This is a genomic window from Aquibacillus saliphilus, from assembly GCF_020404745.1.
Taxonomy (GTDB): Bacteria; Bacillota; Bacilli; order Bacillales; family Amphibacillaceae; genus Aquibacillus; species Aquibacillus saliphilus.
Genome location: NZ_JAIZAP010000008.1, coordinates 152,288 through 164,560, shown reverse-complemented (window position 1 = coordinate 164,560; position 12,273 = coordinate 152,288). Strand labels below are relative to the sequence as shown.

The following is a 12,273-nucleotide window of genomic DNA, read 5'->3' as shown; positions in this document are numbered from 1 at the left end:
CACACTCCAGATTATCTGTTTTATTATTATAAAATTACGACAATTTTCATTTTAACATATATATTCCAAATTATGGTTAATAATAATAAAAACGTTGAATTTCATCTGAAATTCAACGTTTTTATCTTTGTCTAAGAAATTAAGATTGAAGCTCTTTGATTCTTGCTTCTACCTTACTTCGTTTTTCTTTATAATCGTTTTCTTTTGCTTTTTCCTCTTCGACAACTTTTTCTGGCGCCTTTTTAACAAAGCCCTCATTAGATAATTTTTTCTGAACGCGATCAACTTCCTTGTTCAATTTATCTAATTCATTATTTAAACGCGCAATTTCTTTATCTACATCAATTAACCCTTCTAAAGGTAAGAACAAATCAGCACCAGTAATAACAGCTGACATTGCTTTTTCTGGAGCATTGACTGATGTTGCAATTGTTAACTGACTAGTATTACAGAAGCGCTCTAAGTAGTGCCGATTCTGTTCTAGTTGTTCAGCTACTTTATTATCCTTCGCTTGAATCAATAACTGAACCTGCTTTGACATTGGCGTATCCACTTCTGATCTAATATTTCGTACCGAACGAATGATTGCAACTAGTTGCTTCATTTCTTCAGCCGCTTTTGTATCATGAAGGTCCGTTCTCACTTCAGGCCAAGATGCTTGTGTAATTGATTCACCTTGATGTGGTAGCTGTTGCCATATTTCCTCGGTGACAAAAGGCATAAATGGGTGTAGCATTCGCATCGTTTGATCTAATACATAAGCAAGTACAGATCTTGTCGTTTGTTTAGCAGCATCATCTTCGCCATATAGTGGCAATTTCGCCATTTCTATATACCAGTCACAAAAGTCATCCCAGATAAAGTTGTACAAGTGTCTACCAGCCTCACCAAAGTCATATCTGTCTACGTTTTTGGTAACATGTTCGATAGTTTCATTTAAACGAGTTAAGATCCACTTATCTGCAACAGATTTTTCACCTGTTATATCAATATCTTGATAGCTCAAACCATCCATATTCATTAAGGCAAAACGAGATGCGTTCCAAATTTTATTAACGAAATTCCAGGTAGATTCAACTTTTTCCCATGAGAAACGTAAATCTTGACCTGGAGTTGACCCTGTTGCTAGGAAATATCGTAGTGAATCTGCACCATATTTCTCAATAACTTCCATTGGGTCTACACCATTTCCAAGTGATTTACTCATTTTTCTTCCATCTGCATCACGAACTAACCCGTGAATCAATACATCATTAAATGGACGTTCATCATTGAATTCAATTGATTGAAAAATCATTCGAGCAACCCAGAAGAAAATAATGTCATAGCCTGTTACAAGTGCATTCGTAGGGAAGAAGTGCTTAAAATCTTCATCCTCTGTATCTGGCCAGTTCAACGTAGAAAATGGCCATAAAGCAGATGAGAACCAAGTATCAAGAACATCATTATCTTGCTCCCAATTTTCTGCGTCCTCAGGTGCTTCCTTACCTACATACATTTCTTTTGTCTCTTTATGATACCAAGCTGGAATCCGGTGCCCCCACCATAATTGGCGAGAAATACACCAATCTCGAATGTTCTCCATCCAGTGGAGATAAGTACGTTCAAAGCGATCAGGGACAAAGTTTACCTTCTTATCTTCAGACTGGCTTTGTAAATCGACCGCTTTATCTGCCAGTGGTTGCATATTTACAAACCATTGAGTAGAAAGATACGGTTCAACTACTGCACCACTCCGCTCTGAATGACCAACCGAATGCATGTGTTCTTCTATTTTGAATAACACACCTTCGTCTTGTAGGTCTTTTACTATTTGTGTACGACATTCAAAGCGATCCATTCCCTGATATTTACCTGCATTATTGTTCATTGACCCATCTTCATTCATCACTAAAACACGTTCTAAATTATGACGGTTACCAATTTCGAAATCATTGGGATCATGAGCTGGTGTGATTTTAACAGCTCCAGAACCGAATTCCATATCAACATAATCATCAGCTACAATTTCAATTTCACGACCGATAATTGGTAAAATAACCTTTTTACCAATTAAATGCTTGTAACGATCATCTTCAGGGTGAACAGCAACGGCTGTATCTCCCAGCATTGTTTCTGGACGAGTTGTCGCTACTTCGATATGATCAGAGCCATCGCTCAACGGATATTTCATGTGGTAAAAATGCCCTTGTACCTCATCATGAATAACTTCGATATCAGAGAGTGCTGTTTTCGTCGCAGGATCCCAGTTAATAATATACTCACCACGGTAAATGAGGCCTTTATTATAAAGGTTTACAAATACCTCACGCACTGCTTCAGAAAGACCTTCATCCAATGTGAAACGCTCACGTGAATAATCTAATCCTAATCCCAGTTTGGACCATTGCTCACGAATGAAATCAGCATATTCTTCTTTCCAATCCCATGATTTTTCAAGAAACTTCTCTCTTCCAAGATCATATCTACTCTGACCTTGTTCTTTCAATTTTGCTTCAACTTTAGCTTGTGTGGCAATACCAGCATGATCCATACCCGGTAAATACAGTACATCATATCCTTGCATTCTTTTTATCCGTGTAATAATGTCTTGCAGTGTGGTATCCCAAGCATGACCGATGTGTAGCTTTCCGGTTACATTTGGTGGTGGAATCACGATTGTAAACGGCTTTTTACTCTTGTCACCAGTTGCCTCAAAAAACTTCCCATCTAACCAATACTTGTAACGATCCTTTTCGACAGCGGTCGGATCATACTTCGGTGGTAAAGAAACTTGTTTGTTTTCATCCATTTATACTTCCTCCTTTAAAAGATACACAACACACTAATCAACCAACTCATTTTTTAGCAATATACAAAAAATCCCCTTCATCCAGTAAAGGACGAAAAGGATTTATTTCCGTGGTACCACCTTTGTTTACAAAAACATGACGACATTCATGTGTAATGCACACTTGATTAATTAACGGCTCATCACCGGTTTCTCCTACTCAAGTTCAAAGAAACTGCGTCAGAGGCGACTTCCAAAGTGAACAATCCTAGGAATCTTCCAGCTTTTGATTCCCTCTCTAAAGGCGTCCCCAATGTACTACTCCTCATCACTGCATTTATTCGTGTAAGTATATACTAGCTATTTTATCCAAAATAACACGAATAAGTCAATAAATATTATTATTTCCTATGCACCAATGGATGGGGCAAATACATATGATACACCAAAAGACTAAGGAGGGGTCAGAATATGGCACGATTTTATCGATATAGACTTCCCCCATGGATGAGATACTGGTTATTAATTATAGAACGAGCAACACTTCCGATTATGATTTTCCAATTAGTCCGAACACTATTTTTCCCAACTACCTTTGATATATTATTATTAGGGATTTTTATAGGGATTTTCTTCGCCTTTTACTTTCAATACATCTAATTTTCTGATTCTTGTTGTTGGTCGATAATAGTTTGCCTACTTTCATAGAGACTACCCTGTAACGATAATCCTTGTATCAATCGCCGGTAGCTATGCTCTAATAATCTAATTTGAAAAGGATGCGCCTTGTCTATTCTATTATTTTCATATCTTTCAAGTAGCTGTATATAACTATATGGATTTAATAGGTAAATAGCTAATAAGCTTTTTTCACTTTGTAGCAATGGATTATATTTTTCATAAACCGGAAGTGAATTTGTCAGATGCCTTAAATAACTATCATGATATTTTAATTCATGATAGAAGTAGATAGCTAAGTCTCGCATGGGTGATCCATGAAACGAGTGCTCCCAATTAATTAAATAGGTATTGCTATTATGATAAATTTGGTGGGAAGAACGCAGATTGCCATGACAAAGCGATGAATAGCTAATACCATCATTAGTGATGTCCTCTAAATAGTAGTCATACCAGTAGTCAATCTGTTTAAAAACCTGCTCGATATCTCGATATTGCATACAGACCCTTAATTCAAAGGGAGACATATAATGTCTGGCTTCAAATTTTTCGACAAAACTTAATAGTTTATGTTTATATGTTGCAATTCTTTCTTTTTCCTTGATAACCGTTTGTTCAATTTGTGCCGAGTCTAATTTTATTTGTTTTTTTGTTTGGTTGTGGATAGATCCAAGTGTATGATAGAGCGATTCTACTTCATGCTCTGGTTCATCCATTTCTCTTTTTTCCTTCCATGGAGTAAGATAATAAAATTCGTTTTCTTTTTGCTGAATAATTTCACCATGATGAGTCATATAAACTGGCAAAATGGAAGTTAGCTGATGTTCGTTAGCTATCCGATAGACGTTTTTCCAACTATTAATTGAATTCATCGTTAATTTTGAGCGTTTCAATGCAAACGAATAATTATGACTATGAATTTTATAGACTCGATTTGAAATTGGTATAACTTCTGATGGCTTAATTTGATAAGCCTTTAACAAACTTTCGATACTTTTCATCATAATCCACTCCAACATTTCCAAAATTGGATACTAGGAATATAAAACTAGCCTTACTAAACAAATCCCTTGGCACATTTTTCGTGGCAAGGGATTTGTAGTTAGCTATTCGACCTTTTTATCCTTGGTTGGTATATACAATATTTGTCCTTCTGATAACTCATCATCAGTTAGTCTATTTGTTTTGGTAATATTAAGTGCCGAGATATCATATTTTTCTGCAAGTGATTCTAAAGAATCTGAATCTTGAACGATACATAGTTTCATGCTAGAATATCGATCTTCTTCTTTATCCCCAAAAATATTTAGTAAGTAAGTCGTATTTTGTTGCGTTTCTTCCGCTCTTGATTCTGATTCATCAACAGATTCGTCTTTAGAGTAAGAAGCAAAAGATACAATGCTTGAAGATTCACTCGATTCCACACTGTTCTCTGTCATTTCAGCATCTTTCGGTTTGTCAATTTTGCCAAAAAATTCAGCTAAAGATTGAGATTTTTTACTTTTCCATCGTTCCTTCTCTGGAGTTTTGGCTTTTTCAACTGATTCAACTTCACCAGTAGATTCGTCTAATTCTAAATCTACTCGATCTTCCTCCTCTTCCTTTTTTTTCACATCAAATTCAAATGTTTCGTCATCCGATTTCTCTGAATCTTCATCTACAGGTTCGTCATTAACTAGCTCTTCTGTTTCTCTTTCTGGTTCGGGTGTTGCTTTTACCTCTACATCCTCCTGATTTTCTTGAGGCTCGTCACGATCTTCCACCACACCATGGATGGCCACAATTGCGTTAAGTTTTAATTGACTATTTTCTGGTAATTCATAATCAAATGATTCTATACCAACCATTACATCATCTAACGAATTAATTCGATACTTTGGAATAGACACTTCGACTGGAAAGTTATGAAAAAATTCATTAACCCCATCTTCATAGCTCTCAATCCTGTCAACAAAGCGTTGAGATGGATGATCGCGCATGGACAACACTTGTTGTTCGTCGTCTCCACTTTCTCTAACTTGAAAATATTCTCCTTTTAATTCAATAACTCCTCTGATTGATACGAAGTCATCAAATTCCTGTATAGAAATCTCAGGCTCTAGTGAAATTCCCATAATTTCGTCAACTTCCTGTCCCTTTTTAAACCATAGGGATTCATTTAAATCAAAATTAAAGACTGATTGATCTCCATATGCCAACACTAATTCCTCCCCTCGTAATCACACGCAATTCGTACATTACCCTCTTTTCAGATATATGAAAATAATATGGAATTATGCATTCAATACTCCATTGTCTTACTACATTTAAACAAAAAAGTAATAATTATTTAATAAGATTATTATACAAATTTACGACAGGTTAACGATTTTAGAGTTAATTCAATGGAAAGTAGCTTTACTCTAAAAAAACGAGCAACCCGTTAAGGGAAGCTCGTTCTTTCATTACTATTTTATTTTTGAAAAAGCAGAATGTGCTGCTTGAATTGTTCTTTCAATGTCTTCCTCAGTATGGGCCGTTGATAAAAAGATTCCTTCAAACTGAGAAGGAGGAAGGAAAATGCCTTCTTCAATCATCGAACGGTAATAACTAGCAAAATATTCTAAATTTGAATTGCTAGCCGTTTCGAAGTTATTAACCTTTTCATCCGTAAAGAAGAAACCAACCATTGAACCTGCACGGTTAACCTGCAAAGGTATATTAAATTCTTTAGCAGCTTGCTGGAATCCCTCAATTAAACGATCGACATTTTTGTTAATCTGTTGGTAAGCATCTTGGTCCATTGCTACTAATGTTTCATAACCAGCAGTCATTGCTAACGGATTACCGGATAATGTCCCAGCCTGATAAATATCTCCAGAGGGAGCTACTTTTTCCATTATTTCACGCTTGCCACCATAGGCGCCAACAGGCAGTCCACCACCAATAACTTTACCAAGACATGTAATATCAGGTGTTACCTCGAAATGGCCCTGAGCACAATGATAACCGACTCTAAAACCTGTCATGACTTCATCAAAGATTAATAGTGATCCATATTCTTCAGTAATTTCTCTTAAATTCTGCAAGAAATTATCTTCAGGTGGTACAACACCCATATTTCCGGACACTGGTTCGACAATAATGGCTGCTAAGTCATCCCCATATTGCTCGAATGCATAGCGTACACTTTCGATATCATTATAGGGAACTGTAATTGTATTCTGCGCGATAGACTCAGGAACGCCTGGGCTATCGGGCAAACCTAATGTAGCGACACCTGAACCAGCTTTTATTAGTAAGGAATCTCCGTGTCCATGGTAATTACCTTCAAATTTCAAAATTTTATCTCGCTTCGTATAACCACGTGCTAATCGCAGCGCGCTCATCGTTGCTTCTGTGCCTGAATTGACCATACGAACCATTTCAATCGAAGGAACGCGTTCAATAACTAGGTTAGCTAACTTATTTTCAATTAATGTCGGAGCACCGAAGCTTGTTCCATTTTCTGTGACTTCTTTTAATTTTGCCACCACACGCTCGTTTGCATGACCTAAAATTAGTGGTCCCCAACTTAACACGTAATCAATGTAGTCATTTCCATCAATATCATAAATTTTTGAACCTTTACCACGCTCCATAAAGATTGGATCCATGCCAACAGATTTAAACGCTCTTACCGGACTATTGACACCACCTGGCATTAAATTTACAGCTTCCTTATAGGCATCGATTGAATTGTTAAAGTTTCTCATCCACTCACTCCCTTTCATCTAAATATCTAGCAGCATCTTTAGCAAAGTACGTAATTATTAAATCCGCACCTGCACGCTTCATTGAAGTCAATTTTTCTAAAACAATATCTTTTTCGTTGATCCAACCGTTCATAGCTGCAGCTTTCACCATAGAATACTCACCACTTACGTTATAAGCAACAATTGGTGCGTTAAATCTGTCTTTTACTTCTCGAACTATATCTAGATATGAGAGAGCAGGTTTTACGATAAGAAAGTCAGCACCTTCTGCGATATCCGATTCTGCCTCTCTCAACGCCTCCATCCGATTTGCTGGATCCATTTGATACGTTTTACGGTCTCCGAACTGAGGGGTACTCTCTGCAGCATCTCGGAAAGGACCGTAAAAAGCAGAAGAGTATTTAACAGCATATGACATAATTGGGATATTTTTAAATCCAGCTTCGTCTAAACCTTTTCGGATGGCAGTAACGAACCCGTCCATCATATTAGACGGAGCAATAATATCAGCACCAGCTCTTGCCTGACTTACAGCCGTTTGGACCAACAAGTCAAGTGATGGGTCATTTTCCACATCACCTTCGTGAATAACACCACAGTGGCCATGAGAAGTAAATTCGCAAAGACACGTATCGGCAACTGTTATAATCTCAGGAAAATCTCGTTTTATTTTTCTAAGTGCTTCTTGAACAATTCCTGTTTCACAATAAGCCTGTGACCCTACTTCATCTTTTTCTTTCGGTATCCCGAATAAAAGAACCGATCGAATACCTAGGTTCACTAACTCTTGTATTTCTTCTTCTAAGTTATCTAAAGATACTTGAAATACCCCAGGCATAGAAGAGACTTCATTTTTAATGTTGTCTCCTTCTATAACAAACATCGGATAAATTAAGTCATCTTTAGATAGACTAGTTTCTCTTACAAGTGCTCTCATAGAAGTAGATGTTCGTAGTCTGCGATGACGAGCGAACGATAATTCTTGCATAGTTTCACCTTATCCTTTCCTCTTATAAAACTTATTTAGTTCGTTAATCATTCCTTCAATTGTAAATACATCCGGGACGAGGATATTTTTAAATCCTTCCTGGATCGCTTTCTTTTCTGTCGTAGTGCCAATGCAAACACATAGCCTAGACTGCTTAATGTTTTTAACTTTATCTGTAGACGGTTTTGAAAACTCAATAAATGCATCAATAGTCGATGGACTCATAAATGTATATATATCAGGGATTTCATTTTCTATGTAATTTAAAAGTATAGGTTTTGATTCCTCATTAAGTAGCGTATCATAAATTACTACTTTTCGAAAAAACACTCTATTTTTCGTTAATTCAGTCGATATATCATCGCGTGAACGATTCCCGCAAATCAGCATGATTCGTTGATTAATTGAATGGAATTGAAGAAATTCTCTGACCATCTGGCGTCCATGAAAACTGTCTGGTTGAAAGTCAGCACTAAAATTAAAATGGGCCAACATATCATTCGTCTTTTTTCCTACTACAGCTATTTTCACATTCTTTAAGACTGAGTGATCAATATCCCAATAATCTAGTTGGTTTAAAAAAAACTTCACGCCATTGGCACTTGTAAAAAACACCCATGTAAAATCGTGAAGTTCGGTAAACAATTCTTTGATTTCATTTGAAATTTTAGGGTGAAAGGTAAGAAGAGGTGCAACTAATGGTATTGCACCTAATTCTTCTAGCTTCTCCATAAAAACAGTTGATTGACTTTCACTGCGTGTTACAAGAACCCTTTTTCCAGCTAAGTAGTTAGTCATTACTGGTCTAACTCTTCTCTTGCATCATCAACAATTTTCTCTGCTCCTTGTTCTTTAAGTCGGTTGGCAGCTTCTTCTCCAACAGCTATTGGATCTGTACCACGGACTACTTCTTTTAGGACTGTAACACCATCTGAAGTTGCAACTAAAGCTGTCAACACCACTTCATCACCATCTAAATAAGCATAACCACCAATGGGTATTTGACAACCTCCATTAAGCAAGTGTAGGAATGTACGCTCAGCAGTTACCGTTCTGGTTGTGTAATCATCATTTAATTTTTCCAAAAGTTTGATTAACTCTGCATCATCTTCTCGGCACTCAATAGCCAAAGCACCTTGTCCTACGGCTGGCACACAGATTTCAGGCGCCAGGTACTCCGTTACTATTTCGTCTCCCCAGCCCATACGAATCAAACCAGCAGCAGCAAGAACAATTGCGTCATAATCTTCTTCATTTAATTTTTTTAAACGAGTCTCAATGTTTCCTCTGATCCATTTAATCTCTAAATCCGGACGCTCGGCTAATATTTGTGAACCTCGTCTAAGACTACTTGTACCAACGATAGCACCTTTAGGCAAGTCTTTAAGTAAAACATTGTTAGTAGATATTAATGCATCCCGATGATCTTCTCTTACAGGAATAGTACCGATAGTAAGCCCTTCCGCAACTTCTGCAGGCATGTCTTTCATACTGTGAACAGCCATATCAATTTCTTTATTATACATAGCTTGTTCAATTTCCTTTACAAACAGTCCCTTTCCTCCAACCTTTGATAGGGTAACATCTAGGATTTTATCTCCCTTAGTAACAATTTTTTTAATTTCAAATTCATAAGGTGCTCCTGTTTCTTTAAGTTGCTTAATGACCCATTCCGTTTGCGTAATCGCTAAATTACTTTTTCGTGATCCAATTATTATTTTCCTCATTCATATGTCCTCCTAAAGTTTGTCAGTTAAAAGTGAAAACTAGACAGCGTTCCAAACAGTAAAAAATTAACCAATAGAAACAAAAATGCAGCCGTATTATACAAAGAAATCGACCTGCCTTGATAATTCTTAACAATCCTTAAAAACAAGTAAATAAAGTAGACTACAAGAACGACAAAGGAACCAACTGTTTTTATATCATACCAGTAAAATTCTGCGCCTGAAGTATAAGCCCAAACAACTCCTAGAATGACAGACAGTAATAATGCTGGAGTAGCTATCGTTATTAGCATAAAAGATAGGCTGTCCAACCTATTTAGATCACCTAACCGCTTTAACCACTTATATCCTTTTTTCTTCTTCAAAAGTCGATGCTGTAACAAGTACATTAATGAAAAAACAAAAGAGACAGTAAATAAACCATAAGATATTAATGCCAGTGTTATATGGGTAATAAGTATTTCACTGACAAGTTGTACACCTTCTAATCCCTTATTATCTGCTTTTGCTGTTATGTGTAACACCATAATTAAGAAGCCAAATAAATTAGTGAAGAAAACAAGAAAATCAATTTTAAAGAAGCGATTAATTAGTAAGGAAAACGTAACTAAAATCCATGCATAAAAGTACAAACCATCATACACATTGACTACTGGAAAATTCATCTCAGCGAATATCTGATACAATAAAAAAAAGGTTTGTAACATCCAAACCAAACTAAGTAACCAGAAGGCAATGTTGTTCGCCCTCCGGTTATGCTGAACGAAGTCAATAAAATATCCCATTACACTAGCGGCATATATAATTAAGATAAGTTCATAAAGCCATTTAAGTTCTAGCATAAAAATAACCTTCCGTTAGTGAGTGGATACATTTTTAAGTGCTGAAAACGATACTTCTTCACTCTTTTCAAAATTAATCACTTTATTAGTTTCTTGTTTACTCAACTCTTCCTTCACCATATCTTCTATTCCAAAGATCCGTGTGAATAATTGTAGAGATTCCTCTGCATCTTGCTCCACAGCTAACTCTTTCGCCTGGAGAATTGGCTGTTTAAGCAACTGATTTATAATGCTTTTCGTGTGTTTACTTAATACCTTTTTTTCTCTATCCGTTAAGTCAGGCATTTTTCTTTCAATGCTCTTCATTGTCTCTGTTTGGATTGTTAACGCGTGATTTCTTAATGCAGAAATGACAGGTACAACTCCTAAAGTTCGTAACCACTCTTTAAAAAGAACTATTTCTTCTTCGATCATTAGTTCAATCTCTTCAGATACTTGTTGACGTTCTTCTAAATTAGCATCAACAATTCCTTGCAAATCATCTATATCATATAAAAATACACTTTCCAACTCGCTAATTGCCGGGTCAAGATCTCTAGGAACCGCTATATCTACAAGAAAAAGAGGACGTCCTTTTCTCTTTTTATGAACAGGTGCAAGAATTTCTTTTGTTAATACGTAATCATTAGCTCCTGTTGAGCTAATTAATATATCTGCTTCTTGCAATGCATCATCCAACTCTTCTGTGGATTTGGCTTCGCCGTCAAACTGCTTTGCTAGTGTCTTTGCTTTTTCCATTGTACGATTAACAACAGTCACTCGCTTCACACCAGACCCTTGTAAGTTTTTGGCAGCTAATTCACCCATTTTTCCGGCACCAAGAATAACTACATGCTTATTTATTAAGTCACCGAATATTTTTTTAGCTAGTTCAACGGCTGCATAACTTACAGAAACAGCGTTTGTACCAATCTCTGTTTCTTTATGTGCTCGCTTCGCTAAAGTAATTGCTTGTTTAAATAATTCATTATAAATAGTTCCAGTAGTGCCGCTCTTTTGAGCTAATAAAAACATTTGTTTCATTTGCCCCAAAATTTGCGTTTCACCAACAACCATCGAATCAAGTCCACTAGTGACCCTATATAGATGCTCAATTGCCCCATCAGCTTCATATATAGCAAGATGCGGAGAAAAAAGCTCTTTATCGACACCAAACCAATTTGCTAAAAACTGTTTAATATAATAGCGTCCAGTGTGGAGCTGGTCAACCACAGCATATATCTCTGTACGATTACATGTGGAAATAATCACATTTTCTAATATGCTCTTCTGGTTATTTAAGCCCTGCATCGCTTCTCCAACTTTGTCTTCTTGAAAAGTTAGCTGCTCCCTAATTTCAACAGGGGCGGTTCTATAGTTTATACCCACAACTAATATATGCACAAAATCTACCCCCAAAAAAACATCAACCTGAATATAACATGTACAATTATAACATGTTTGTTTGCATAAGTGTTTTCAAAAATATGAACAGAATATGAAAAATCTATGATAAGATAATCAGTATGACTATTATCTTTAGTTGAACTCATTT

Annotated in this window: 10 protein-coding genes and 1 other annotated feature; of the genes, 1 reads left to right on the top strand and 9 read right to left on the bottom strand. The window is 36.3% G+C overall.

Translation table 11 applies throughout. From position 1 onward, the window contains the following. Window positions 1–139: 139 nt before the first annotated feature. Window positions 140–2,791 (bottom strand): valine--tRNA ligase, encoded by a 2,652-nt coding sequence (locus LD272_RS10260; RefSeq protein ID WP_226036517.1) that lies wholly within the window; start codon window positions 2,789–2,791, stop codon window positions 140–142. 84 nt (window positions 2,792–2,875) lie between these two features. Then, window positions 2,876–3,111: a binding site (T-box leader), on the bottom strand. A gap of 130 nt (window positions 3,112–3,241) precedes the next feature. Here LD272_RS10260 and LD272_RS10255 point away from each other — a divergent pair. Beyond that, window positions 3,242–3,430, top strand: a complete 189-nt coding sequence (locus tag LD272_RS10255) for a YszA family small membrane protein (protein WP_226036516.1) — start codon at window positions 3,242–3,244, stop codon at window positions 3,428–3,430. On the opposite strand, the gene LD272_RS10250 is transcribed toward LD272_RS10255, so the two are convergent. The 8 genes from LD272_RS10250 to hemA all read right to left on the bottom strand — a co-directional run bounded on the left by LD272_RS10250 (window position 3,427) and on the right by hemA (window position 12,122). Further along, window positions 3,427–4,449 carry a phosphotransferase gene (locus LD272_RS10250; RefSeq protein ID WP_226036515.1) on the bottom strand — a complete coding sequence of 341 codons (1,023 nt, stop codon included), beginning with the start codon at window positions 4,447–4,449 and terminating at the stop codon, window positions 3,427–3,429. The genes LD272_RS10255 and LD272_RS10250 overlap by 4 nt on opposite strands. A 105-nt stretch (window positions 4,450–4,554) precedes the next feature. Next, complete coding sequence (gene spoVID, locus LD272_RS10245; protein ID WP_226036514.1) at window positions 4,555–5,646, bottom strand: stage VI sporulation protein D; 1,092 nt, start codon at window positions 5,644–5,646, stop codon at window positions 4,555–4,557. Between the two features lie 249 nt (window positions 5,647–5,895). Continuing rightward, window positions 5,896–7,182: a glutamate-1-semialdehyde 2,1-aminomutase gene (gene hemL, locus LD272_RS10240; RefSeq protein ID WP_226036513.1), complete on the bottom strand. Its 1,287-nt coding sequence runs from the start codon at window positions 7,180–7,182 to the stop codon at window positions 5,896–5,898. 4 nt (window positions 7,183–7,186) lie between these two features. Beyond that, entirely contained in the window at window positions 7,187–8,170 is a 984-nt protein-coding gene (hemB, locus tag LD272_RS10235) for a porphobilinogen synthase (protein ID WP_226036512.1), read from the bottom strand. A 9-nt stretch (window positions 8,171–8,179) separates the two neighbouring features. Then, window positions 8,180–8,968 (bottom strand): uroporphyrinogen-III synthase, encoded by a 789-nt coding sequence (locus LD272_RS10230; RefSeq protein ID WP_226036511.1) that lies wholly within the window; start codon window positions 8,966–8,968, stop codon window positions 8,180–8,182. After that, a complete protein-coding gene (gene hemC / locus LD272_RS10225; RefSeq protein ID WP_226036510.1) occupies window positions 8,968–9,897 on the bottom strand; it encodes a hydroxymethylbilane synthase in 930 nt (309 codons plus the stop codon). Before hemC ends, LD272_RS10230 begins: the two co-directional genes overlap by 1 nt. A gap of 26 nt (window positions 9,898–9,923) precedes the next feature. Continuing rightward, on the bottom strand, window positions 9,924–10,739 hold the full coding sequence (locus LD272_RS10220) for a cytochrome C assembly family protein (protein WP_226036509.1): 816 nt from the start codon (window positions 10,737–10,739) through the stop codon (window positions 9,924–9,926). 15 nt (window positions 10,740–10,754) lie between these two features. Then, a complete protein-coding gene (gene hemA, locus LD272_RS10215) occupies window positions 10,755–12,122 on the bottom strand; it encodes a glutamyl-tRNA reductase (RefSeq protein WP_226036508.1) in 1,368 nt (455 codons plus the stop codon). Window positions 12,123–12,273 lie beyond the last annotated feature (151 nt).